The organism is uncultured Pseudoteredinibacter sp. (genome assembly GCF_947500695.1).
In the GTDB taxonomy this organism is placed as follows: domain Bacteria; phylum Pseudomonadota; class Gammaproteobacteria; order Pseudomonadales; family Cellvibrionaceae; genus Pseudoteredinibacter.
In genome coordinates, this window is the sequence record NZ_CANMSS010000001.1 from 96,038 (window position 1) to 121,166 (window position 25,129).

General features: G+C 47.4%; 24 protein-coding genes and 1 tRNA gene. 18 read left to right on the forward strand and 7 right to left on the reverse strand.

Going from position 1 to position 25,129, the window contains the following annotated elements; genetic code table 11:
- Window positions 1-95 precede the first annotated feature (95 nt).
- From ligA to Q1A08_RS00380, 4 genes are all read left to right on the forward strand, one after another.
- Window positions 96-2,141, forward strand: a complete 2,046-nt coding sequence (gene ligA / locus Q1A08_RS00365) for an NAD-dependent DNA ligase LigA (RefSeq protein WP_299768054.1) — start codon at window positions 96-98, stop codon at window positions 2,139-2,141.
- 39 nt (window positions 2,142-2,180) lie between these two features.
- Entirely contained in the window at window positions 2,181-2,831 is a 651-nt protein-coding gene (locus Q1A08_RS00370; RefSeq protein WP_299768057.1) for a transglycosylase SLT domain-containing protein, read from the forward strand.
- 67 nt (window positions 2,832-2,898) lie between these two features.
- Window positions 2,899-3,324 (forward strand): hypothetical protein, encoded by a 426-nt coding sequence (locus tag Q1A08_RS00375; protein WP_299768060.1) that lies wholly within the window; start codon window positions 2,899-2,901, stop codon window positions 3,322-3,324.
- Window positions 3,325-3,389: 65 nt separating this feature from the next.
- Window positions 3,390-3,818, forward strand: a complete 429-nt coding sequence (locus Q1A08_RS00380) for a PaaI family thioesterase (protein WP_299768062.1) — start codon at window positions 3,390-3,392, stop codon at window positions 3,816-3,818.
- 117 nt (window positions 3,819-3,935) lie between these two features.
- Here Q1A08_RS00380 and Q1A08_RS00385 read toward each other — a convergent pair whose 3' ends face one another.
- Window positions 3,936-4,829 carry a DMT family transporter gene (locus Q1A08_RS00385; protein ID WP_299768065.1) on the reverse strand — a complete coding sequence of 298 codons (894 nt, stop codon included), beginning with the start codon at window positions 4,827-4,829 and terminating at the stop codon, window positions 3,936-3,938.
- 213 nt (window positions 4,830-5,042) lie between these two features.
- Between Q1A08_RS00385 and Q1A08_RS00390 the strand changes: the two genes are divergently transcribed.
- Window positions 5,043-6,428 (forward strand): Na+/H+ antiporter NhaC family protein, encoded by a 1,386-nt coding sequence (locus Q1A08_RS00390; RefSeq protein ID WP_299768067.1) that lies wholly within the window; start codon window positions 5,043-5,045, stop codon window positions 6,426-6,428.
- A 40-nt stretch (window positions 6,429-6,468) separates the two neighbouring features.
- On the opposite strand, the gene Q1A08_RS00395 is transcribed toward Q1A08_RS00390, so the two are convergent.
- From Q1A08_RS00395 to Q1A08_RS00405, 3 genes are all read right to left on the reverse strand, one after another.
- Window positions 6,469-8,346, reverse strand: coding sequence for a nucleoside-diphosphate sugar epimerase/dehydratase (locus Q1A08_RS00395; protein WP_299768070.1), 1,878 nt, complete (start codon window positions 8,344-8,346; stop codon window positions 6,469-6,471).
- Between the two features lie 296 nt (window positions 8,347-8,642).
- Window positions 8,643-9,662 carry a glycosyltransferase family 4 protein gene (locus Q1A08_RS00400; protein ID WP_299768072.1) on the reverse strand — a complete coding sequence of 340 codons (1,020 nt, stop codon included), beginning with the start codon at window positions 9,660-9,662 and terminating at the stop codon, window positions 8,643-8,645.
- Window positions 9,662-10,702, reverse strand: a complete 1,041-nt coding sequence (locus Q1A08_RS00405) for an NAD-dependent epimerase/dehydratase family protein (protein WP_299768075.1) — start codon at window positions 10,700-10,702, stop codon at window positions 9,662-9,664. Before Q1A08_RS00405 ends, Q1A08_RS00400 begins: the two co-directional genes overlap by 1 nt.
- A 228-nt stretch (window positions 10,703-10,930) precedes the next feature.
- On the opposite strand from Q1A08_RS00405, the gene Q1A08_RS00410 reads away from it, so the two are divergent.
- Window positions 10,931-11,007: transfer RNA gene (locus tag Q1A08_RS00410), tRNA-Val, on the forward strand.
- Window positions 11,008-11,246: 239 nt separating this feature from the next.
- On the opposite strand, the gene Q1A08_RS00415 is transcribed toward Q1A08_RS00410, so the two are convergent.
- Window positions 11,247-11,921: a hypothetical protein gene (locus Q1A08_RS00415; protein ID WP_299768078.1), complete on the reverse strand. Its 675-nt coding sequence runs from the start codon at window positions 11,919-11,921 to the stop codon at window positions 11,247-11,249.
- Between the two features lie 216 nt (window positions 11,922-12,137).
- Here Q1A08_RS00415 and Q1A08_RS00420 point away from each other — a divergent pair, with 216 nt between their 5' ends.
- Window positions 12,138-12,848, forward strand: coding sequence for an NINE protein (locus Q1A08_RS00420; RefSeq protein WP_299768079.1), 711 nt, complete (start codon window positions 12,138-12,140; stop codon window positions 12,846-12,848).
- A gap of 279 nt (window positions 12,849-13,127) precedes the next feature.
- On the opposite strand, the gene Q1A08_RS00425 is transcribed toward Q1A08_RS00420, so the two are convergent.
- The gene (locus Q1A08_RS00425) at window positions 13,128-13,298 is read right to left on the reverse strand and encodes a hypothetical protein (RefSeq protein ID WP_299768081.1); all 171 of its coding nucleotides are present in this window, start codon (window positions 13,296-13,298) and stop codon (window positions 13,128-13,130) included.
- A 451-nt stretch (window positions 13,299-13,749) separates the two neighbouring features.
- Here Q1A08_RS00425 and Q1A08_RS00430 point away from each other — a divergent pair, with 451 nt between their 5' ends.
- From Q1A08_RS00430 to rplT, 6 genes are all read left to right on the forward strand, one after another.
- Entirely contained in the window at window positions 13,750-14,211 is a 462-nt protein-coding gene (locus Q1A08_RS00430) for a (2Fe-2S)-binding protein (protein WP_299768083.1), read from the forward strand.
- Between the two features lie 2 nt (window positions 14,212-14,213).
- On the forward strand, window positions 14,214-16,487 hold the full coding sequence (locus Q1A08_RS00435; RefSeq protein ID WP_299768085.1) for a molybdopterin cofactor-binding domain-containing protein: 2,274 nt from the start codon (window positions 14,214-14,216) through the stop codon (window positions 16,485-16,487).
- 284 nt (window positions 16,488-16,771) lie between these two features.
- The gene (gene thrS, locus Q1A08_RS00440; RefSeq protein ID WP_299768087.1) at window positions 16,772-18,694 is read left to right on the forward strand and encodes a threonine--tRNA ligase; all 1,923 of its coding nucleotides are present in this window, start codon (window positions 16,772-16,774) and stop codon (window positions 18,692-18,694) included.
- A gap of 108 nt (window positions 18,695-18,802) precedes the next feature.
- Entirely contained in the window at window positions 18,803-19,342 is a 540-nt protein-coding gene (gene infC, locus Q1A08_RS00445) for a translation initiation factor IF-3 (protein WP_299769891.1), read from the forward strand.
- 64 nt (window positions 19,343-19,406) lie between these two features.
- Window positions 19,407-19,601 (forward strand): 50S ribosomal protein L35, encoded by a 195-nt coding sequence (rpmI, locus tag Q1A08_RS00450; protein WP_166844586.1) that lies wholly within the window; start codon window positions 19,407-19,409, stop codon window positions 19,599-19,601.
- Window positions 19,602-19,639: 38 nt separating this feature from the next.
- Window positions 19,640-19,996: a 50S ribosomal protein L20 gene (gene rplT, locus Q1A08_RS00455; protein WP_166844588.1), complete on the forward strand. Its 357-nt coding sequence runs from the start codon at window positions 19,640-19,642 to the stop codon at window positions 19,994-19,996.
- Between the two features lie 33 nt (window positions 19,997-20,029).
- On the opposite strand, the gene Q1A08_RS00460 is transcribed toward rplT, so the two are convergent.
- Window positions 20,030-20,203 (reverse strand): hypothetical protein, encoded by a 174-nt coding sequence (locus Q1A08_RS00460; RefSeq protein ID WP_299768112.1) that lies wholly within the window; start codon window positions 20,201-20,203, stop codon window positions 20,030-20,032.
- Between the two features lie 93 nt (window positions 20,204-20,296).
- On the opposite strand from Q1A08_RS00460, the gene Q1A08_RS00465 reads away from it, so the two are divergent.
- The 5 genes from Q1A08_RS00465 (at window position 20,297) to Q1A08_RS00485 (ending at window position 25,124) form a co-directional block, all read left to right on the forward strand.
- Complete coding sequence (locus Q1A08_RS00465) at window positions 20,297-20,716, forward strand: hypothetical protein (protein WP_299768115.1); 420 nt, start codon at window positions 20,297-20,299, stop codon at window positions 20,714-20,716.
- Between the two features lie 214 nt (window positions 20,717-20,930).
- A complete protein-coding gene (gene pheS / locus Q1A08_RS00470; protein ID WP_299768118.1) occupies window positions 20,931-21,944 on the forward strand; it encodes a phenylalanine--tRNA ligase subunit alpha in 1,014 nt (337 codons plus the stop codon).
- Window positions 21,945-22,007: 63 nt separating this feature from the next.
- Window positions 22,008-24,371: a phenylalanine--tRNA ligase subunit beta gene (gene pheT / locus Q1A08_RS00475; RefSeq protein WP_299768121.1), complete on the forward strand. Its 2,364-nt coding sequence runs from the start codon at window positions 22,008-22,010 to the stop codon at window positions 24,369-24,371.
- 110 nt (window positions 24,372-24,481) lie between these two features.
- Window positions 24,482-24,787: an integration host factor subunit alpha gene (gene ihfA / locus Q1A08_RS00480; RefSeq protein WP_299768124.1), complete on the forward strand. Its 306-nt coding sequence runs from the start codon at window positions 24,482-24,484 to the stop codon at window positions 24,785-24,787.
- On the forward strand, window positions 24,765-25,124 hold the full coding sequence (locus Q1A08_RS00485; RefSeq protein ID WP_299768127.1) for a MerR family transcriptional regulator: 360 nt from the start codon (window positions 24,765-24,767) through the stop codon (window positions 25,122-25,124). The genes ihfA and Q1A08_RS00485 overlap by 23 nt, the downstream gene beginning before the upstream one ends.
- Window positions 25,125-25,129 lie beyond the last annotated feature (5 nt).

Sequence of the window (25,129 nt, forward strand, 5' to 3'; positions counted from 1 at the left end):
GCGCGCCTTACATTCGCGAAGGCGGGCCTGATTTCTTTTGCGATCCCGCATCGCGAGTCTAAGCCTAAAGGCTTCTTAAATAATCACAGAGAATTATGAGCCAGCAGAATATAGAACCCTGTGCCAGCCGTGAAGAATATTTGGCTTTAGTAGCAACGCTACAGCGCTACAGCCATGAATATTATGTGCAGGATGCGCCAAGCATCCCTGATGCCGAATACGATCGGCTATTTCGTCAGCTGCAAGCCACTGAGCAAAGTCAAAAAGAATGGATCGTTGCTGATTCACCTTCTCAACGCGTGGGTGGTAAGCCTCTGGCGGCCTTTAGCCAGGTGGATCACCGGATTCCAATGCTGTCTTTAGATAATGCGTTTAATGATGAAGATTTAGAAGATTTTAATCGACGTAATCAAGAGCGCTTAGCAACTGGCGCTGATTTAGAATACGGCTGTGAACCAAAGCTTGATGGTATTGCGGTGAGCTTGATGTATCACAATGGAGTGCTGCAGCAGGGCGCTACACGCGGGGATGGTAGCACGGGCGAGGATATTACCCTGAACGTTAAAACCATTGGCTCTATACCATTGCGTTTACAGGGCGATGACTTTCCAGAAATACTGGAAGTGCGCGGCGAGATTTATATGCCCAAAGAGGGTTTTGCGCGTTTAAATCAGAAGGCCCGAGATAAAGGTGAAAAGGAATTTGCCAACCCACGAAATGCTGCAGCCGGTAGCCTAAGGCAGCTGGATTCTAAGATTACAGCTTCTCGTCCGCTTGAAATGTGCGCTTATAGTGTAGGCTTTGTTGAATTAGGTAGTGCTCCTGAGTTACCTCAAAAGCATACTGATATTCTCTACAAGCTCAGGGATTGGGGCTTTTTAATTAATGCCCAAATGAAAGTGGCGGCCAATATTCAAGAGTGCATTGCCTACTATCAGTATATTGCAGAGATCCGTGATGAGCTTGCCTACGATATCGATGGCATTGTGTTTAAGGTTAATAGTAGCGAACAACAGCAGCGTTTGGGTTTTGTATCGCGGGCTCCGCGCTGGGCTATAGCTTATAAATTCCCGGCTCAGGAAGAAATTACGGTTCTGCAAGATGTTGAGTTTCAGGTAGGTCGTACTGGAGCAATTACTCCCGTGGCGCGATTGGAGCCGGTTTTTGTGGGTGGTGTTACTGTGTCTAACGCTACCTTACATAATCGCGATGAAGTAGCTCGTTTAGGGGTTAAAGTCGGCGATACCGTTATTGTGCGAAGAGCAGGCGACGTTATTCCACAAATTGTTTCGGTTGTGGAAGACCGCCGACCTAATGATGCCGCGGATATTGTCTTTCCTGAGCAGTGTCCGGTCTGTGATTCGCCGGTAGTAAGTAAAGAGGGTGAGGTTGTTGCCCGTTGTACTGGTGGTTTGATATGTGCGGCCCAGCGCAAAGAAGCTCTCAAACATTTTGTTTCTCGCAAGGCCATGGATGTTGATGGGCTGGGCGATAAACTTATTGATCAGTTGGTTGAGAATGGCCTTGTTGAATCGATGGCTGATTTGTTTCATCTCGAATTGGATGCTGTCAGCGCTTTGGAGCGTATGGCTGAAAAGTCAGCTCAAAACTTGTTGCAGGCTTTAGAGCAGGCCAAGCAAACAAGCTTGCCTCGCTTCTTATTTGCTTTGGGTATCCGCGAGGTCGGTGAAGCTACGGCTCGGAACTTGGCACAACACTTTGGTAACCTCAATGATTTAATGTGTGCTGATGCAGACAAGCTATTAGAAGTTAGTGATGTTGGGCCGATTATGGCTGAATTTATTTTGGGCTTTTTTGCTGATGCTCGTAATCGACAAGAGATCGAACGACTGCAAAGCGCAGGGGTTCAGTGGCCAGATATCGAGGTAAAAGCGGCTGATGAGATGCCCTTAAATGATTTAACCTATGTGTTAACAGGCACTTTAGAGCAGATGTCTAGGAATGAAGCCAAGGTCGCTTTGCAAGAGTTAGGTGCTAAAGTAGCCGGTAGTGTATCGGCGAAAACCAGTGTGCTGGTAGCTGGCCCTGGTGCTGGCTCAAAGTTGAAAAAAGCCCAGGATTTAGGTGTTGAGATTATTGATGAAGATGCTTTAATAGCTTTATTGCAGCAGTATCAATAGCGAATTTATTTTAAAAGCCAATCATATAACGACTATAGCATGTGCGAATTTGAGTATTCGAAGAAAGTTTTACTACGCTTAAGGCGCGGCTTACGCTTTGCCGCCTTGTCGTTTGTACTATTGTCTCTATTCGCTTGCGCGAGCTCACCTCCTTCAAATACTTCAAATATTTGTGATATCTTCGACGAAAAAGACGATTGGTACGATGATGCCGCAGAATCAAAGAAGCGCTGGGGCAGTCCTATTGAAGTGATGATGGCCATCATGAAACAGGAATCGAGTTTTAAAGATGATGCGGCACCGCCGCGTACTAAAATCCTCTGGGTGATACCGGGTCCAAGAAAAAGTAGTGCTTATGGTTATGCGCAGGCAAAAGACGGCACTTGGGATTGGTATATGAAATCAGCTGGACGCTGGAGTGCCGATCGAGATGATTTTGATGATGCGGTTGATTTCATCGGCTGGTATAACCACCAAAGCTATAAGCGCTTAGGTATCAAGAAAACAGATACGTATCGATTGTATTTGGCCTATCACGAAGGGCATGGTGGCTTTGAGCGCAAAACCTATCGCAAAAAATCTTGGTTGATCAATGTCGCCAAAAAAGTGGATCGACAATCAAAACGTTATGGCCAACAACTAAAAAAATGTGAAAAACGTTTACAGTCTGGCGGTTGGTGGATTTTTTAGTTTAGTTAATAACTGTACTGGTGAGGCGGGGCGTATCTCACTATGTCGTATTCATTGGGTATTTATTATGTCTGCTGATTCAGAATCCATTGTGTATGGCTGCATAAAAGATGCGGTGGGCCTAAGCTCTGACCAAGAGCGCCGCCGCATTAACCGCTCGGCTATGTTGGCTTTGCCCAGCGCTGAACAATGGCCATTTTTAAGTCAGGAAATGTTTGCTATTCCCAGAATCGAAACCAGCATGACAGGTTATCAAACCGAGGTGATGCACTTCGGTGCTTCCTATCAGGCTATCGAATACGAGTGGGAAGAGTGGCTAAAGGCTTTCGAAGAGCTGCTAGCGAAGATGTATTGGGTGGATGCGACTGTGCATCTGGAGACCGAGTTATCAGGTAATCACACATTCAGTTGGAGTTGTGATGGTGATTTTCATATCCCAGGTAGCAAGGTTTCCCGTATACGCTGTCAATGGCAGCATGAAACCGGTCTCTGATCGCCATTGTTCTCGCTTTGGCTTTCGTTGAAACTGTTCTGTCTACAACGGCGAGAGTTTAAGTAATGAATCACTGGGAAGGGAAAAAACAGCCTCCATTTAATGATCACCTCGGTGTAAATGTGGAAGAATGGCGAGACGGTTTTGTAAGAATCTCAGCTGAGGTATTGCCACACTTTCAGAACAGTCAGGGGGCTCCCCATGGCGGTTTTATCATGAGCTTGGCCGATATCGCGGCTTCTTTTCCTGGCGTTTATTGTCCGCATCCAGATCGCCGCCGTTTTGCTTCCACACTTTCCCTAAACACCAGCTTTCTTGGTTTAGCCAAAACATCGGTGATTTACGCTGAGGGACGAGTCAGTAACTCGGGTCGCAAGATTTTTTATTCTGAAGTAAAAATCTTTGATGCGGAGGATAATCCCGTGGCCAGCTGCCAAGGGGTGTTCCGGTATCGTGGTGGATCTGAGAGTATTGATGGTGTCCCGATCGAATAATCGCCAAGTTTGACCGCTGTTTTTCGTCTGTAGTTTTCGTGGCTGACGTTTTCTTAACTGAAGCTTTCTTGCTTGCTGTCGTATTGAAAGTGGATTGGCAATTTCGGTTGGATGCCTTCAGTTGCGAGCTTTCAGTTTGGCGTTTTGCTTTTCTTCTCGGGCTGATTGCCAAACGGTTATAAGTCCGGCGCAAATAACTACCGCAATACCGATAAAGGCAATGGCATCTGGTAGATGATCCCAGATCAACCAGCCTAAAATACCGGCGTTGACTACGGAAAAATATCCGATAGGCGATACCACGCTGGCTTTGGCGTAGCTATAAGCTTTGGTATAAAGCCACATTGCCACAAAGATAGACAGGCTGTTATACAGCAGGTATGGCCAAGCCCAAGCGGGGATTCCTTGCCAAGTGTAAAGCGCCAACGGAAGACTTAATATTAAGGCAATGATGTGATAGTAAAATAGGATTTTAGAGCTGCTTTCGTCATGGGATAGTAAGCGAGTGCCTACCATGGAGATTGCCAAGCTGAGCCCAGAGCCTAGACCGGCAAGGTGCCAAACGTTAACGGTGCTGCTCGGACGTAATATAAGCGCAATACCTAAAAAGCCGATAATCATGGGCAGCCAGCGACTTTTGGGTACTTTTGCACCAACCCATAGATAGGCCACCAAAGCTACGAACAGTGGGGCGCTATGACGTAATAAGCTGCTATCCACCAAGGGAATATGCTGCAGGGCAAGATAGAAAAAACAAAACCCCGCAAAGCCTGCTAAACCACGAATAATATGACGTTGCCAATGCTCGCTGGCTAGTCCGCTCAGCCCTTGGCGATACATCCAGGGTGATAATACTAATAGGCCGACTACAAACTGAATTAGCACAATACTACCCAGTGGAACTTCACTGGAAATATATTTGGTGGCGGCAGATGCACTAGCGCCGACAATGGTGGTGGCAAAGGCGAAAGCCATTCCTAATAGGGGCTTGTCGTTACTGCTGTTTGCCACATTGCTCACCGGCTTGTTTAATGGGAAGGAGCGGAAAAAGTCATAAAAATAATTGCACAATATTGTAACCTAAAACGTCTACTCAATAGAGTGCTGAAATTGTCATTGGCAGGCCACTAGGCTGCATAGTTATCACCTATTTGTTCAGCGTTGTATTGGCACAAGTGCGGCGATTTGATTTGATTCATAACTACAATAGATAAAGGTCCATACATGCAGGAACTGGGATTTACGGTTTTATTACCATCGTTATTGGCCATTGTTTTGGCGGTATGGACCCGCAAGGTGTTTGCTGCGCTTATTGCAGGTATCTGGTTGGGTTGTTATTTATTAGGTGCCAACCCATTGGCCGCTATAGGCCAGAGTATTGATCGAGTGGTAATGGTTTTATCCTCGGCGGGCGATGCTAGGGTGGTTCTGTTTACTCTTTGTGTTGGTGGTTTGATCGCTTTACTTGAAGCCAGTGGGGCGGTAAGAGCATTTGTGGCTTGGCTTGAATCAAAGCGTTGGGGGCAGTCTCGCAAACAAGCACAAACTGTCGCTTGGTTAAGTGGCGTGCTGATTTTTATTGAATCAAACATCACGGTACTGGTTTCCGCGACTACCGCCAAGCCGCTCTTCGATCGTTTTAAAATTTCTAGGGCTAAGTTGGCCTATATAATTGATTCAACGTCTGCGCCTATTTGTATTTTAATTCCCTTTAACGCTTGGGGTGCATTTAATTTAGGTTTGTTGTCAGGTGCTGGGGTTGAAGATCCTCTAAGCGTTTTCTTTCAGGCTGTATTGCTGAACTTCTATGCTATTTTTGCGGTGCTACTGGTAGCGGCTGTCATTGCCTTTGATTTGAATTGGGGGCCAATGAAAGGCTCGGAGGCGCAGGCTAAGGCAAACTCTAATAATTCACAGGCTGCAGAAGATGATACCCCGAGAGCAAAAATAGAAGTAAATGAAAGCGCCAATCCTCTAGCGATGATATTGCCCATACTTACTTTGGTTTTAGTGATGCCCTTAGGCTTATGGATTACTGGTGACGGTGATTTAAGGCAGGGCTCTGGCTCTACAAGTGTACTGTGGGCTGTGTTGTCGGCTTCTGCGGTTGCTGCCAGCTTTATGTGGCGTGAGCAGCAGAGCATAGCTGAGCCGTACTTTACAGGTGCCGGTAAAATGGTCCCAGTGGCGCTGGTATTAATGTTGGCGTTGGCTTTAGGTGCGGTTTCCCGCGAGTTACAAGCAGGCGATTATTTAGCGCAGATACTGCAGGGCGCTATGCCTAAAATGCTATTGCTACCCGTGATTTTTCTCTTAGCTTCAGCTGTGGCCTTTGCAATTGGTTCTAGTTGGGGGACTTTCTCTTTGCTAATTCCTCTGGCGGTGCCCTTGGCAGGTTCCATGGAGCTGCCTTTGGCTGCGCTTGTTGCAGCTGTATTGTCAGGTGGTGTCTTTGGTGATCACGCCTCGCCGATTAGTGATACTACCGTAATATCCAGCATGGCGGCTGAAGTTGATCATATTGAGCACGTAAGAACGCAGTTGCCATACGCTTTGGTAGCGGCGGCGGCAGCGACTGTAGGATTTATGATTATCGGGGCAGTGAGTTAAATATGGTTTTGTTTGGTTGGAGCGCAGAATAGGGCGAGCGTTATGAGCTCGCCTGGGCGGCAGGGATGCCATCTTCACATATCGCTTGTATGGTACGGCGAAACTGAGGTGTTAGTGGCTGCTGAGTCTGATAGTCAATCGCTGAAGCCTGCAAAAGCTTAGCAATGTCAGTATTGCTTTCAGAGCCATCTAATTGCTTGATGGTATCGATAAAAGCGTTAACCTCATTCCAGCTCATCGCCTCTTCACGGCTACGCATAATGCGAGGGTGGCGAGTGCGTTCGCATTCCTCTTTGACCAGCAGCTCTTCGTAAAGTTTTTCGCCTGCGCGCAAGCCGGTGTAGTGAATCTCTACATCGCCGTCAGGGTTATGTTCGTCTTTCAGTTGCAATCCAGACAATAAAATCATTTCTTTGGCTAGATCTGAAATTTTAACCGGCTCGCCCATATCCAAAACAAAGACATCGCCACCCGAGCCCATGGCGCCAGCTTGAATGACTAGCTGCACGGCTTCACTGGTGACCATAAAGTAACGGGTGATATCAGGGTGGGTCACTGTAATAGGGCCGCCCGAGGCGATCTGTTCTTTAAAGTGTGGAACAACAGAGCCAGAGGAGCCTAGAACGTTACCAAAGCGCACCATGCAAAAACGCGTATGTTGCTGCTTGGCATCCATCGCTTGCAAGATTAGCTCTGCAATGCGTTTTGAGGCGCCCATAATATTAGTAGGGCGCACGGCTTTATCTGAAGAAATTAAAACGAAGCTATCAACACGGTATTCTACGGCCGCTTTGGCGGTATACCATGTGGAGAGAACGTTGTTACGCAAGCCTTCAACCTTGTTGTCTTCGAGTAGCGGCACATGCTTGTAGGCCGCAGCATGATAGACCGTATCGATGTCGTAGTTTCTAAAGATACGTGAAACCAGTTGCTCATCGGCTGCCGAGCCAAGCAAAGTTTTTACTCGCAGAGGTGCTTCTTGGTCCTCTTTAAATTCTCGTAATTGTTCGTTAATTCGATAGAGGTTGTATTCATTCTGTTCGAGTAGCAGCAATGTCTTTGGCTTTAACAAAGCAATCTGTTGGCAAAGTTCCGAGCCAATTGAGCCGCCGGCGCCAGTTACCAGCACAACTTTATTGTTGATATTAGCGGCCATTAGCTTGTGATCTGGTAGGCTGGGGTCGCGGCCTAAGAGATCTTCAATTTCGATATCTTTAATATCATTCAAATTTGCCCGCCCCGATAAAATCTCGGCCATATTGGGAACGGTTTGGATCTGCACTGGCATGGTTTCAAGGTTTTTAACCACTTCATGGCGTTTGGCGCGTGGAGTTCTACCCAGAGCTAGCAATATTTTATCGGTCTGATAACGCTCCATGAGTTTTTCTAGCTCAGCCGGAGCGGACACATAAATACCGCGTACAGTGCTGTTATGCAGGCGCTTGTTGTCGTCGATAAAAGCGACCGGCTGATAATCGGGCGAGAGTTGCAATGCAGCTGCTAGTTGACTGCCACTGACACCAGCACCATAAATGATCACCTTTTCACCCTGCATAACATCGCTAATTTGGACTAGATTGCGAATGAGTAAGCGTGGCAGGCCGACAAGAATCAGGGCGGCGAAAACATAGATTACCGGCACTGACCTAGGCATAAAGCTGTCGGTAAAGAAGCTGCTGGCAATTAAGGCGACAGCTGAAATCACAATACCAAGTACGATGGTGTAGATTGCTTGGAAAGTCATATAGCGGAGCACAGCCCGGTAGAGGCCCAAGCGTATAAAAGAAGCAACTGAAATGATCGTTGTTAAGGCATAGGTATTTAGGTCACTGGCAAGAGAAAACTCATAGCTTTCACCCAAACGAATAGCAAAGGCAATATACAAAGCAGTAGCAATCGCTAGTACATCGTATAGCACCGATAGGCCCCTTTTTAGGGCGCGTGGCGTCTTTGCCAGTTGTTTATGTAATAGATCCAATGACTTCTTCGCTGTATTGTTTTGGCTCTTGGGCCTTATTTTTGCCTTTTACTCTATCTTTGCGCTATCCAGGCACTTTAGGCTTTTCTAATAACATACTAGCTAATTAGATTGTCTAGATGCACGTTCTAATCTAGCGACGTGCCTGTTTTCAATCATTCACCGGTCTCTCAATCGCGCTAAAGCAATCGCCTATTCTAACTTTGATCAGCAGTATGCGCCACAGTTTGTCTGGGCTATAGCTGTGATTTATGACCGGCTTTTAAACTGTGACCAATGGTCGCAAGTGGTACGCAAGCAGCAGCAAAAATTATTGCTCCCCAAGCAGGGAAATAGGCCGCTACTATCGCTAAAGGCAGTAACCATAAGATGTTAATTGCAAGCATAGCACAGACTACCTTATTGTGACTTTCCCACCTTCTACTTAGAATTTGGTAGCTGTGGCTGCGATGGGGCTCATTCCAAGCCTGTTTGCTGAGTATTCGGTATAGCAATGTCCAACTAGCGTCGTAGATAAAGGTTGCTAGTAGAATAATGGCTGACCATAGGGAGATTTGATAATACACGCTGCAATAGCAGGCAACAGCGGCTAAAGCTAAACCCAAAAAGCAGCTGCCAATATCCCCCATAAAGATCTTTGCAGGTGCCCAATTGATGAAGAGAAAACCACTAATTATCGCAGCCAGCCCCATAAGAATTTGATCAAAGCCAGCGCCGTTGGCAGTAATGATGACTTGCAGGCCAAGCAGGAGGCTAATGGCCTCAGTGGCCGCTATGCCATCAATGCCATCCATAAAGTTATAGAGGTTTATCAACCAGCTTATGGCAATAAGGCTAAAGGGTAATGCCCAGAAGCTATTTATGGCGATACTGTATGGGCCAAGCTGCAAGTTGCTGGCATTTGGCAGCAGGTATAAAAATAGGGCGGCGCAGGCCATATGGACTAGCATTCTTAGCCGGCGAGACAGTGGCCGGTGATCATCTATAAAACTGAAGAGCCCCAATAGGCTGGCCGGCAAAAAGATGGCCAATAGCCAAGCCATCAATGAAGGCGTTTGCACGGCCAAATAGATAGCATAAAAGGCGGCACAAATAACAATAGCCAAGCCGCCACCGCGGGGCGTTACTTGGCTGTGAGAGCTGCGTTCGCCAGGTATATCTACCACCTGAGCTTTTAATGCATAACATCGCACAGCGTGGCTAAGTCCCCAGCCACTAGCGGCAAGTAGGGCTAATTCAAGTAGCATTGTTAACATCACTGCGCCCCATTGTGCTTGTGTTCGTTTGTTGGGGTGTTTGCAGTTCTTGCAGCTGTTTCGGAAAAGCTGTGCTCCAACAAGCTTTGCTTCGGAGAAAAGGGTGCCTGCCAGTTGAGCTGTTTTTTGCACTCCCGGTTATCCAGAGCGAATTCGCTGCTGAGTTTTTGCCATTGCTGTTTAAATGGAGAAAACGTCATTAGCAGTTTTAATAGCCAATTGGGTAAGCGAAACAAACGTGCTTTTTTGCCTTCCGCTATCGCCAGTAGAGTAATCAATTCACTGGTGCTTAAGGAGGCGCCGTCAGCTGCAACAAATGTATGTCTTGCTGGAGTGGGGCAGCTGATACAGTGGCCAATAAGATGGCATAGATTGACCAGCGAAATCATGTCTCGGCGCTTATTTAGACCTGCAAACGGTAATGGAAGACCACTATTGACAAGGGCTTGTAGCTTGGCAATATTACCTTTTGCGTGTCGGTCATAGATGAGGCCAGGGCGCAGAATAATAAGTTCTAAACCATGGCGAGTGCAGTATTCTTCAAGCCATTGCTCGGTATTCCATTTCGCCCTGCTATAGGGATCTTCAGGCTTGGGTTCGATTGCTTGGGTAAAAGCCTGCGCATGCCCCTCGCTATTTTCAGCAAATACCTTCGCGCTACTAATATAGATAAAGCGTTTGGCGCCTTTTGCTTTGGCCGCTTTAGCCAGCTTTTGGCTGAGCGTTAAATGAGACTGTTCCTGTAATCTTGCTTCTTCACCAGGGCACTTGTGCCCTTGGTGAGCTCGACCGGCAAGGTGGACAATACTGTCGCCCGTATTGATGGTGGCGCTTAAATGCTTGCCGCTCCAATCGTCAATGACTTGGTATTGAACGCCATCAGCTGCTGCCTTTGGAGCTTGGCGGCACAAAGCGACGATATCAGTTTCAAATTTTCCACTTTCAGAACTGTCACTTTCAGGGCAAGCAGCTTGTTTCTGAAGATATTGAATTAGGGCCTGGCCGACAAAACCACTGCTTCCGCTGATGACAATGGCCATTGTATTGATCAGACTCCTAAGAACTTGGGGATAATGGGTAGCAATTCGCAGCTAGAACCTAGCTTAAAAAGCGTCGGTGGCAGCTAAGTATTTGCTGTAAAAGGGTATTTTACGCAATTGCCTTGGGAATGATATGACTTTTTTCACCGTTTAGGCCTTGCCAGCTATTATTCTCACTGGTAGAGTACGCGCCTCGATTGCCAAGGCGTCCGCCGGGTAATCCATTGTACGACCGTAGCTCAGCTGGTTAGAGCACCACCTTGACATGGTGGGGGTCGGTGGTTCGAGTCCACTCGGTCGTACCAATTTCTAGTATTTGCCTTGGTTCTAAGCGTTTCGTTATTTTCTTTCTCCCTCTGAAGATACCCGTTCTGTGGGATAATTGGACGATCAGGAGTGCCTAGCTTTTTTAGGTAATACAACCAGTCACACTTTATACATTTAGCGAAGGACTTGTTGAGCGGGGCTATTGTTTCCCTGTTTTTAGTAATAGGCTGGCTCTCTATAAAGCCAGCCCCATGGTGTACGATCGAACTTTTAACAATCAGCCTTTGTTGCTTTTAGAATTTGATCTTCTGAGGCCAACAAACCCAAGCAATCCAGCTAATAATCCTAGTCCCACTAAAGGGAGGCTTGGTACCGGTTTGGCTGGTGGCTGCGGAAGACTAAATAGAAGAACTGAGCCGCTTACTAAGCTTGTTGCTCCACGAGTTAGAGTGCCATTAATAGTGACTTCGGTTGAGTTCCATGGATTGGTGAAACTGAAGTCCACACCTTGCCCTGCTATTGTTTGCCCAGAGAGTATCGTGCCAATACACATACCGGGGTCAGAAGCACTACCCGAAAAAACCTGCCCACCAAGACTTGCGGCGTTATCAACGGTAAAGGATACGCTCTGCTGTCCATTTGCGTCGGCTGGTGATTGAGAAGCAAAGGTAATATTGCCATTACCGGCGCCTCCAACCGCTAGTTCCAAAGACATTGTAGATGAAGCGAATCTCGCATCGTCTGATAGGGTAAGTGTTATTTCATCATTATCTTGTAATGGCCCGTTGATAGCACCAAGACAGAATACAATTGCATCACCCGAAATATTTTCGGTGAATCCTGGAGTGGTAATATTTGCATTGCTTATAGTTTCTGAGGTGAGGGCTTCGAAGTCGGCGAAACTTGCTGAACTGAAAAGCACAGGAATTAACGCTAGTTTAAGGTACTTCATTTGTTTTCCTTATAAATAACGGTCTTGGTTTAAAGGCTGTACGTGTTGCGTGAGCAAGTATAGGTCAGATTGTGGCATTGGCCATAAAGTGTATTAAGCGCGTACTATCGCTTTTAGGCATATTGGTGAAGTTTTTGTGTCAGGGGCTTTTCAAATCACAGTGTTTATTGAACAATAGTGCGCTTACCCAAATAAATAAATTAAAAGGATTTTCGGATGGACCAGTATTGTTCCGAATGCGGTGGCGCATTGGATGAAAAAAAGTTTCGTTGTACTCAGTGTGGCTTGATTCAAGATAGCTTCAGCTACAAAAGCCGAGTGGCGGCATCGGTGATGGCAATTTCATTTGGCATGTTTGGGGCCCATCGTTTCTACTTAGGGCAGTGGTGGGGAATCATCTATCTGCTATTCTTTTGGACTTATATTCCTGCAATTATTGGCTGGGTTGAAGGAATCGTCTTTCTTTCTACGAATCAAAAGAATTGGAATAAAAAGTACAATCATGGATTATCGGCGGGCTCAGAAAGCGGTCGTGCCTTGCTTGTGTTATTTGTCTTTGTATTTATCGCGATTGTTGGAATTCTAGCGGCCGTGGCACTTCCTGCATATCAGGATTATACCCACCGAACAAAGGTGACATCGGCATTACAGGTGGCAAAATCCACTATGCCGTTGGTAGAGGATTATGCCTATGAAAATCAGCGTTGGCCAAATACAGAAGATTTATCCTTGGACCCCGTAAGCGACCCCTTGGTAGGTAAACTTTCTGTGCAAGAGGGGGCGATAGTTGTCACTATGAGCGAGAAAACCAATATAGAAGGCTACATCGCATATGTGCCAACGAGCGATGAGCGTGGCATCGAATGGTCGTGTAAAGAATCAACTATTGCTAAACGCTTATTGCCTGCGGAGTGTAGGGCTGATTAATCTTAATTATTTCGTTGCCTTAAAGATAATTTAGCAGCCAGCTTTAATGCGGCTGTTGATTATTTAAGTGTATAAATTTAAGGCAGGCCCAATATTATTTAAATTGAATACTCCGCTAAGCTTAAGTGTTAGGATTGCTTGTTTAATTTCAGGGCAAGTCGTGAATTTTAAAAAGGCCGCATATAGCGGCCTTCAATTATTCTTATTATGGCGATTGGGCTTTACTGGGAAAGGCCAGTTATGCCGAGAAGCAAAAACAAAAGCAGTGTTTATATGTGCTCAGCGCACAGTAACAATACACTTTCCAGCTTCTATATCGTGTGTCACCTTAGTGACATAGTAGTGAACGTCTTCCATGACCAAGCTTTCTCCCCTTGATGGTACAGCGGGCATTAATACGTCTTTCAACGCTAGCCCTGAGAGTTCCACCTCAATCGTTATGGGTACCATAATGTTTCCTAAATCAAACGTTGCCACTTTGCCAACCGCTTTGCATCCAGCTCGGCGTGGGCTGGGTTGGCAGGGCGCGCATTCTACAAGAAAAAACTGACTAAAAACCAAACAATTTAGTACAAATGTAGAGTTTGACGACAAAAATGTGTTTTTTGACGTGCAATTCAAAGTGCTGGGCATTCTAAGTGAAAACACTTAGCTTCTACGCTTCACTTTAACTTGAATTCTACTCGTCTCGTCATAAGCCTAATTGGCAGCTGAATAGGCTTGCCGTAGCGTTTGTATTGCCTGTGTAACATTCATGTTGTTCCTGAATAGCTTCATGTGTAAGCAAAAATTTATCGTTAAAATTTACACTTATTTTTTACTCTGCGCGCTAGAATAAAACGTTAAAAGCTCTGGTGGCCGCATGTAATGCCCCTAATTTATAAAAAAGCGATATAGCCTGATGATAACTCTTACTGTAAACCAGCAAACTCAAACCTTTGATGCCGATGGTGACATGCCATTGCTGTGGGCATTGCGCGATATTCTAAAATTAAGCGGTACCAAATATGGTTGTGGGCAGGGGCTATGTGGCGCCTGCACCGTGCACCTAGATGGTGCTCCGATACGATCCTGTTCTATACCTTTATCAGCTGTAGCGGGTAAATCAATCACCACTATTGAAGGTTTATCTGATGATGGATCACACCCTGTGCAGCAGGCGTGGAAAGAAATTAATGTGCCCCAATGCGGCTATTGTCAGCCTGGCCAGATGATGAGTGCGGCGGCATTGCTGGCTTACAATGCAATGCCTAATGACGACGATATCGATAATGCTATGAGTGGCAATATTTGTCGTTGCGGTACTTATCCGCGTATTAAACAAGCCATTAAAAATGCGGCTAAATCTGGGCAGGAGCAGTAATCATGAGTGAACAAAAACGAAACGATGTTAGCCTGCTAAATCGACGCCAGTTTTTACAAGCCAGTGGTGTTGCCGGTAGTGGTTTGTTATTGGGTGCACCTTTGTTGCAAGCAAAACCCTCAGCAGTTCCTATGGATGTGCTCAGCGGCGCAAAAAGTAATAGCGAAGACTTTTTACGTTTGAATTTATTTGTCGAGCTTGCTTTAGATGGCACGGTCAGAATTGTGTGCCACCGATCTGAGATGGGACAGGGTATTCGCACCGGTTTGCCGCAGGTTTTAGCGGATGAAATGGGAGCAGATTGGAACAAGGTTCAAGTGATTCAAGGGCAGGCGAACCGCGAATACGGCTCGCAAAACACGGATGGCTCGCGCAGCGTGCGCGATTTCTATTTGCCTATGCGCAAAATGGGTGCGGCAGCTCGCGAGATGCTGCGCCAAGCCGCCGCTAAGAAATGGGCTGTTGATGCTGGCCAAATCAATGTTGCAAACCATCAGTTAAGCGACGGCAAAAATACGGCAACATTTGCTGAGATGGCAACGCTAGCTGCTCAGCAAAGTTTGCCTAATTTGGATTCGCTTAAACTCAAGGCAAAGAAAGATTTTAACTATATTGGTAAACCTATAGACGGTATAGATATGCCGGCCTTTATTCAGGGCAAAGCTGAATTTGGGGTTGACGTAGAGCTTCCCGATATGGTGCACGCCAGTATAGAGCGCAGCCCGGTTCTCGGTGGTAAATTGCTTTCGCTAGATGACAAAGAAGCCTTGGCGGTGCCAGGTGTTATTCGTGTAGAAAAGATCCAAGGCCGTCCTTTACCTGCGGCCTTTAATGCCATTGAAGGTGTGGCTGTTATTGCCAGTAATACTTGGGCCGCACAGCAGGGGCGTAAAAAGCTCAAATTAAAATGGGATCTGGGTGCAAATCAAACACATGGCTCCGAAGGCTACAACAAAACCTTAGCTGCAAGCCATGATATTGAAGAAGGTAGTTTGAAATTATTTGAGCAGGGTAATGTTCAAAAAGCGTTTAAAACAGCGGAGCATATTGTTGAGGCGAATTATTTTGTGCCGTATTTGGCTCATGCTTCTATGGAGCCGCCAGCGGCCACTGCTATTTTTAAAGATGGCCATTGTGAGGTTTGGGCCTGCAGCCAAACCCCGCAGTCTGCTCAACGTCAGGTAGCGGGCAGCCTTGGTATAAAGCCGGAAAACGTGACAGTGCATGTTACCTATTTAGGTGGCGGTTTTGGTCGTAAGTCGAAGCCGGATTTTGTGGCCGAGGCGGCTTTGCTTGCCAAGCAAATTGGCAAGCCAGTAAAAGTTATCTGGAGCCGTGAAGACGATATCCGACATGATTACTTACATGCGGTTTGTGATACCCAGCTAAAAGCGGCCTTGGATAAAAATGGCAAAATCACCGCCTGGCAGGGCAGTGCTGCTTTACCATCTATTGGCTCGACATTTGGCCCTGCCGATAGCATGGCGGGCTGGGAATTGGATCAGGGGTTTACGGATTTTCCATTCGAGGTTGCCAATGTTGAACTGCATCGCCGTAAAATAAATGCCCATATGCGTATTGGTTGGTTACGTTCTGTAATCAATATTCCTATGGCTTTTGCCAATGGTAGCTTGATGGGCGAGCTTGCGGCCGCGGCTAAAATAGATGCTAAGGCCTTTTGGCTGCAGTCGATCGGTGAAGATCGCTCGATCAAGCCTCGTTTATCCAGTTACAGTAATTACGGCAAAAATATTGCTGAGTACCCGAACGATACAGCTCGAGCCAAAGCCGTGATCGAAAAAGCTTGTGCAAATGCGGGCTGGAATGATCCTCGAGAGGCTGGAGTGGGCTTTGGCCTGTCTTATCACTATAGCTTTTTAGCGCATGTGGCTGTAGTGGCCAAAGTAGTAATGGATGGTAAGTCCCCGAAGATATTATCTTTGCATTGCGTGGCGGATGCGGGGCAGGTGGTGAATCCAGACCGTGTTAAATCTCAACTAGAAGGCGCGATGATCTTTGGTACTAGCATTGCCATGTACAGTGAGATCACCACTAAAGATGGCGTGGTGGAGCAGGGCAATTTTGATGGTTATCGTTTGGCGCGTATGAGCGAGTGTCCTGATATCCATATTGATATTATCGAGGCTGATGATGCTCCGCGTGGTGTTGGAGAGCCGGGAGTACCGCCAGTGGCTCCTGCTATTACTAATGCCATAGCCGATGCTGGTGGGCCGAGAATTCGTCGTTTGCCTGTGGCGAAGACTTTGCCGGTTTGATTTTATGTAGACGGTAAAAGCGTTTAGGTAAGCGGCTTCGATGCGGGGTCAGATCCCTTGGGATCTGACCCCTGGTTTTGGGCCCCTTTATTTGCAGGCTTTACGGTGGTAAAGTTTGCGCCCGAAATTAGCCCGCTATTTGCGGGCTTTTTCGTGTGAATTTTTAATATTCTTCTACACTGGTGGCTAACTTCTATACAAATAGCTTATAGATGAGCTTTAGAAAGCTACCCAAATTAATTCATGTGGCCTTTGGTAGGGGTCACCACTGAAAGGATTTAATAATGCCTGTAATTACACTTCCTGATGGTTCTAAACGCGAATTCGATAAACCTGTAAGCATCTACGATGTTGCTGCTGATATTGGCCCTGGTTTGGCTAAGGCAACATTAGGTGGCCGAGTAAACGGTCTGCGCATGGATGCCTGCGACATCATTGAAGAAGACGCCGATCTAACCATTTTCACCACCCGCGACGATGACGGCCTCGAGATCATCCGCCACTCTTGTGCACACCTATTGGGGCATGCTTTAAAGCAGCTGTACCCAGATGCCAAGATGGCAATCGGCCCAACCATCGAGCATGGCTTTTACTACGATATCGATATGGAGCATGCCCTCACCGATGAGGATGTGCAGGCCATTGAAAAGCGTATGTTGGAGTTGGCCAAGACCAACTACACCGTGGTGAAGAAGAAAGTAAGCTGGCAAGAGGCTCGCGATGTGTTTGAGCAGCGCGGCGAGCCTTACAAAATGGAAATCTTGGATAACGATATCCAAAAAGATGATCGTCCAGGCCTATACCACCACGAAGAATACGTGGATATGTGCCGTGGTCCCCACGTGCCAAATATGAGCTTCTGCCATCACTTTAAATTGATGCGTACCTCTGGTGCCTACTGGCGTGGTGATTCCGACAATAAAATGCTGCAGCGTATTTACGGCATTGCCTTTGCGGATAAGAAAGCCCTTAAAGCCCACTTGCGCTTTTTAGAAGAAGCGGTAAAACGTGATCACCGTAAGCTGGGTAAGAAGTTTGATCTGTTCCATCTGCAAGAAGAAGCCCCTGGTATGGTCTTTTGGCATCCGAAAGGTTGGGCGGTTTACACGGCGGTAGAAGAGTATATGCGCCAAGTGCAGCGTAATAACGGCTACCAGGAAGTGAAAACCCCGCAAGTGGTTGATCGCAGCCTATGGGAAAAGTCAGGTCACTGGGACAAATTCCGCGAAGATATGTTTACCGTGAAATCTGAAGACAAAGATTTCGCCATCAAGCCAATGAATTGCCCATGTCACGTACAGGTATTCAATCAGGGTTTGAAGAGTCACAAAGATCTACCCTTGCGTCTGGCTGAGTTTGGTTCCTGTCACCGTAATGAAGCTTCTGGTTCACTGCAGGGTATTATGCGAGTTCGCGGCTTCGTACAGGATGATGGCCACATCTTCTGTGAAGAAAGCGCTATTCAAGATGAGGTATCCACCTTTACCGATCTGCTTTATGCCGTATACGCCGATTTCGGTTTCTCTGATGTGATTATTCGCCTATCGACCCGCCCAGAGAAGCGCGTAGGTAGTGACGAAGATTGGGATCGTGCCGAGAAGGCTTTGGCCGATGCTCTAAACGCCAAAGGCTTGGAGTTCGAATACCTACCAGGTGAAGGTGCCTTCTATGGCCCTAAGATTGAATTCTCCTTGAAGGATTGCCTGGGCCGTATCTGGCAGTGTGGCACCATGCAGGTGGATTTCTCCATGCCAGGTCGCCTAGATGCGCAATATGTAGCCGAAGATGGCTCTCGCCAGGTGCCCGTTATGCTGCACCGCGCAATCTTGGGTTCTTTCGAGCGTTTTATCGGTATTTTGATCGAGCATTACGAAGGTGCATTCCCAACTTGGTTGGCGCCTGAACAGGTGGTTGTCATGAATATTACCGACAATCAGTCAGAATATTGCCAAAAAGTAGAAGAAACCTTGCGAAACAAGGGCTTTAGAGCGAAATCGGACTTGAGAAATGAGAAGATCGGCTTTAAAATCCGCGAGCACACGATTCAGAAGACCCCTTATCTTGTGGTAATCGGAGATAAAGAGGTGGAATCGCAAGCAGTGGCCGTGCGTACCCGCACAGGTGAAGACCTCGGCAGTATGAGCCTTGAGGCCTTTGTGGAACTGCTTGAAAAAGACGTGGCGCAACGTAGCCGAGCTGCTTCCTAAGGTTACCGCATAGACGGTATAACATGGGAAGTGCCTCGGCATTCGCGCTTGAAGGGCCCTAACTCACCCACCGGGGGAGAGCAGGCCCATATTTAGGAGAAAAGAGCAATTAAAAGAGATAATGCAAAAGGCCGTAGCAAAAAGGCCAACATCAATGATGCCATCGTTGCGGACAAGGTTCGACTGATTGGTGCGGATGGAGAGCAAGCAGGTATTGTGAGCCTGGATGAGGCTTTGCAGGTTGCACGCGCAGCAAGCCTAGATTTGGTACAGATCGCGGGTGATTCCGATCCCGTTGTTTGTAAGGTCATGGACTACGGCAAACATCTCTTTGATATTAAGAAAACCAAAGCCGCTGCTAAAAAGAAGCAAAAGCAGCAGCAGGTTAAAGAAATGAAATTTCGTCCGGGAACGGATATTGGCGATTACAACATTAAGTTGCGTAACGTTAGCCGTTTCCTCGAAGCAGGGGACAAGGTCAAGATATCTTTGCGATATCGTGGCCGAGAAATGGCTCACCAGGAATTGGGTATGGAGATGCTGAAACGTATCGAAGTCGACCTGGAAGAGATTGGTACCGTCGAGCAGCATCCTAAAATGGAAGGACGCCAGCTTCTGATGATTATCGCCCCGAAAAAGAAGAAGTGATCGGGCTTTTAGCTGCCTACTTACTTCATTAAAAACCATCAATGCTACATTTGGAGTTATTCTGATGCCAAAAGCTAAAGTACACAGTGGCGCTGCAAAGCGTTTCAAAAAGACGGCTGCGGGCTATAAGCACAAGCACGCTAACAAAAGCCACATCCTAACCAAGATGACCACTAAGCGTAAGCGTCAACTGCGTGGTACCAATATCCTGCATGAAGATAATGTAGGTTTGGTAGATCGCATGATGCGTGCCAAGTAAGCAACACTGGTTTATCAATTTTTTAAGAGGATAGGATTATGGCACGTGTAAAACGTGGTGTGGTGGCGCGTCGCAGTCACAAGAAAGTTTTAAAGCAAGCTAAAGGTTACTACGGAGCGCGTTCACGCATCTTCCGCGTAGCTAAGCAAGCGGTTATCAAAGCTGGTCAATACGCTTATCGCGACCGTCGCGTTAAGAAGCGTAACTTCCGCGCTTTGTGGATCACTCGTATCAATGCGCAATCACGCAATGAAGGTTTGAGCTACAGCCGTTTGATCGCTGGTTTAAAGAAAGCCAACATCGAGTTGGATCGTCGCGTATTGGCTGACCTAGCCGTTCACGACAAGCCTGCTTTTGCGGCCATCGTTGAAAAAGCCAAAGCTGCTCTCGCTTAAGCACAACGATGAAAACACCCCTTGGGGTGTTGCCTAGAAAGATGCGAAAGAAAGGGAGATGGCCTCGGCCTCTCCTTTTTTTTTACCTACTGTTTCACTCAAAACTCCTGTTTTGAGTGAAACGTCGCGAGCTAAAGGCTGGCGCCGTTTGCGAAACGGCTTGCCTTTAGCTCGCTCGCAGAAATGGATGCGCTTAGGCGCATCCATTTCTGGCGACACTCCTGTGTCGCTGGTAGGTTCAGCTTTTAAGGTTGAATTTGAGTAAATAGCTTATTAAAGCTGTGAGTATATTTAGAGGATGTGGTACTGAATAAAACTGCTGTTGAATTGGATCGCTTTTTTGGCCGCTATGCGGAATCTTTTCTGAAAGCTGATGCTGAGTTTATTGCCAGTGTATATGAATTTCCCATGACGTTTTATACCGAAGCTGGTGAGTCGGTTGCGTTTACGGAAGAGGCATTTAATAACAACAGTAAAAACCTTATCGCTCTTTATAAAGAGCTAGGTGTTGCCGCAGTTAATTTTGAGCGGCTTGATCAGTACGAGTTATCTAACTGCCTCAGTATTGTCACGCTTAAATGGTATTTTTGTGATGATGCAGGTGCTGAAATATACAACGCCACTACGCGGTATTTGATGGGCTTAAAAGAAGACGGCTTAAAGATTAAAGCGGTTTTTGTGATTGATGAGACGAGTAAGGTCTCTGAATTAAAAAAATAGAGGGTAATTGAAAAAGAAGATCGAAGTGAAAGCTAATTACTTAAGAGGTCTGTAAAACCTTAGAAGGCCAGGACGGCCTGGAGAGAGCGTCCCAGGGATGGGTTTAAGCGAGTTTTACAGACCTCTTAAGTAATTTGCTTGATGGCTCTGCAAGTAATTTTCTTATAGGGCGCGGCTAAAAATATATTAATGACATTCAACATTGGAGACACCAATGGAAAATCTTGAAGCGCTAAAGCAACAAGCGCTTGAACTTGTAGCAAAAGCCGAAGACATGGCCGCACTGGATGCCGTGCGCGTCGACTACCTTGGCAAAAAAGGTGAAATCACCGCACTACTCAAAGGCCTAGGCAAACTGAGCGCCGAAGAACGCCCAGCCGCCGGTGCCGAAATTAACAAAGCCAAGCAAGAAGTCCAAGATCAAATTACCGCCAAAAAAACCGCCTTCGAACAAGCAGCAATTAACGCAAAGCTGGCCGAAGAAACCGTCGACGTTACCTTACCAGGCCGTCGCGACGAACAAGGTGGCTTACACCCAGTAACCCGCACCTTACAGCGCATCGAAGAAATCTTCGCCGTAGCCGGTTATAGCGTAGAGCAGGGCCCAGAAGTAGAAGACGACTACCACAACTTTGCCGCGCTCAATATTCCCGATCACCACCCAGCGCGCGCCATGCACGATACCTTTTACGTCGATGCAAGCCATGTACTGCGTACCCACACCTCACCCGTGCAAGTGCGTACCATGGAAACCCAAGAGCCGCCGATACGCATCATCTGCCCGGGCCGCGTATATCGCTGTGATTCTGACTTAACCCACACCCCAATGTTCCACCAGGTAGAGGGTTTAGTGGTTGATAAAAATATCAGCTTCGCCGATTTAAAAGGCACCATGGTGCAATTCCTGCGTGCCTTCTTTGAAAAAGATGTCGACGTACGTTTCCGCCCATCTTACTTTCCATTCACCGAGCCTTCGGCCGAAATGGATATCCAGTGCACCGCTTGTGGCGGCGAAGGCTGTCGTATCTGTAGTAAAACCGGCTGGTTAGAAGTGGGTGGTTGCGGCATGGTACACCCCAATGTATTTGAAATGAGCGGCATCGATACCGAAGTGTATTCCGGTTTTGCTTTTGGTATGGGCGTCGATCGCCTAGCCATGTTGCGCTACGGCATTAACGATTTGCGCATGATGTTTGAAAACGATCTGAAGTTCCTAAAGCAGTTTTAACGCTGCCAAAAACGAAAACGATCGAAGACAACAACACAGAATTGAATTGGAAGAAAGACCATCATGAAAGTATCAGAAAGCTGGTTGCGCGAATGGGTTAGTCCAAACATCAGCACCGAAGAGCTGGTAGAGCAGCTAACAATGGCTGGCCTAGAAGTGGATGCCGTAGAAGCCGCTGCTGGCGAATTTAGTAAAGTCGTCGTGGGTGAAATTGTTTCTATTGAACAACACCCAGATGCCGACAAATTGCGCGTTTGCCAAGTGGCTGGCGGTGAAGACGAGCTAACCCAAGTGGTTTGCGGTGCGCCGAATGCACGCGCCGGAATCAAAATTCCATTTGCCTTGGTAGGCGCCAAGCTACCAGGTGACTTCAAAATCAAAAAAGCCAAACTGCGCGGCGTAGAATCAAAGGGCATGTTATGTGCTCAAACCGAATTGCAGTGTGGCGAAGACGACGATGGCATTTGGGAATTGCCAAGCGATGCTCCTGTGGGTACATGCTTGCGTGAATATTTAAACCTAGATGACAGCATTATCGAAGTTGATCTAACACCAAACCGCAGCGACTGCTTAAGCATGCAGGGTATTGCTCGCGATGTGGGTGTATTAAACCGTGCTCCGGTGACGCCGCCACAAATGCCAGTTGTTGAAGCTGACACCAAAGAAACCTTAAAAGTTTCTTTAGAGGCAGAGGGCGCTTGCCCGCGTTACTTAGGTCGCGTCATTCGCGGTGTTGATCTTTCTAAGCCAAGCCCAACCTGGATGCAGGAAAAACTGCGCCGAGCGGGTTTGCGCTCCATCGATGCCGTAGTGGATGTAACCAACTACGTATTGCTTGAATTGGGTCAGCCACTGCACGCTTTTGATATGCAAAAGCTCAGTGGCAGCATTCATGTTCGCCAGTCAAAAGCTGGTGAAAAGCTAACTTTATTAGATGGCCAAGAAGTTGAGCTAAAAGATAACACCTTGCTAATTTGCGACGGTACAGGCCCAGTGGCCATGGCCGGTATTATGGGTGGGGAATCTACCGCTGTAAGCAGCGAGACCACCGACGTCTTTCTAGAGTGCGCCTATTTTGATCCGATTGCGATTGCTGGTCGTGCGCGCAGCTATGGCTTGCACACAGATGCCTCGCATCGCTATGAGCGCGGTGTTGATTATCAGCTGCAAGAAAAAGCCATCGAGCGTGCTACCGAGCTGTTATTGGAGGCTGTGGGCGGCAAGGTTGGCCCTACTGACGTAACCGAACTGACGGACCAGGTGCCGGCTGAGCGTAAAGTAGAGCTGCGTCGTCACAAGATTGAAACTGGCCTTGGCTTTTCAATGGCCGATGAAGAAGTGGTAGATATTCTGACTCGCCTTGGTTTGCACCTCGTTGAGAACACCGACAACGGCTGGGTGTTCACCGTACCTAGCTACCGTTTCGATATCTCTATTGAAGCCGATTTACTAGAAGAGTTGGCCCGTGTGTATGGCTATAACCGCCTGCCAACCACCAATCTAGAAGCTGAAATTAAGATTCTGCCTCGTAATGAGAGCAAAGTAGGGCTATCAGCGCTACGCCAGCAGCTGGTTGCTCAAGGCTTCCAAGAGGCCATCTGCTACAGCTTTATAGATGCTGAGCTGCAAAAGGTATTTAACCCAGAGCAAGCCCCAATTGAACTGCAAAACCCAATTAGCGCCGATATGGCGGTTATGCGTACCTCATTGTGGCCAGGCTTAGTACAGGCCTTGCAGCATAACTTAAAGCGTCAGCAGAGCCGCGCTAAGTTGTTTGAAACCGGTCTGAGCTTTCATTCTATCGAGAAGCAGGTGCCGATGCTGGCCGGCCTAATGTATGGCAACCGCCAGCCAGAAGGCTGGAGCGCCAAAGGCGAGGCGATGGACTTCTTCGACTTGAAGGGTGTTGTAGAAGGTTTATTGGATATCACTGATCAAGACTTCCGCTTTGTGGCTAAAGCGCACTCAGCGCTGCACCCAGGTCAAAGCGCCGCTATCGAGCTAAATGGCGAAATCGTGGGCTATTTGGGCGCCTTACACCCGCAAATTCAGCAGGAGCTGGGCCTAAACCAGTCCGTTTATCTGTTTGAGATAGAGCAGGCGGCACTGGCAGAAGCTAAGCTACCGGCCTTTAATCCGCTATCTAAGTTCCCAGAGGTTCGTCGCGATCTAGCCTTGCTAGTGGCGCGTGAAACCACGGCTGATGCGCTTTTGGACGGGGTTAAGGCGGCTGCAGGTGAGCAGCTCATCGACTTAAAGGTCTTTGACGTATATACCGGCAAAGGCATTGATGCAGAAAGAAAAAGTGTCGCATTGGGCTTGACGTATCAGCATCCTTCACGCACTCTTACAGAGGAAGAAATTAATTCCTCAGTTGACGCGGTGGTCAAGCGTCTAGAGGACGAACTGGGTGCCAGTCTGCGATAAGCTATAACCGGAAAGGGAGGCTCCCTTCCATATATAGCATGGCCAATTTGGTTTTGGGCCAAACTTAGCAGACATGGCAATAAGTTTCAGGAAGGAGCTTTGTCTCAATCATGTCAGCACTGACCAAAGCCGATTTGGCCGAAAAGCTGTACGAAGAACTTGGCTTCAACAAGCGTGAAGCCAAAGAGCTTGTCGAGCTGTTTTTTGAAGAAATTCGCGCCGCCCTAGAAGCCAACGAGCAGGTAAAACTCTCGGGTTTTGGCAACTTCGAGTTGCGCGATAAAAGCCAGCGTCCTGGCCGTAACCCCAAAACCGGTGAAGAAATACCCATCACGGCGCGCCGTGTAGTAACTTTTCGCCCAGGGCAGAAACTTAAGGCACGTGTAGAAGCTTATGCTGGAACCGACGAACAATGACGAACTGCCGGAGATCCCCGGTAAGCGCTATTTCACCATTGGTGAAGTCAGTGAGCTGTGCGCCGTAAAACCCCATGTACTGCGCTATTGGGAACAGGAGTTCCCACAGCTAAAGCCGGTAAAGCGCCGCGGTAACCGCCGCTATTACCAGCGCCAAGATGTACTGACCATTCGCCAAATTAGAGCACTGCTATACGAGCAGGGCTTCACCATCGGCGGTGCTCGTTTGAAAATGACCAACGAGCCTGAAGAGGGTGAAAACAAAGAAGATTTTAAAGCGCTGGTACGTCAGATGATTACTGAGCTAGAAGAGCTGCTGCAAACCTTAAAGGTTTAACAGCA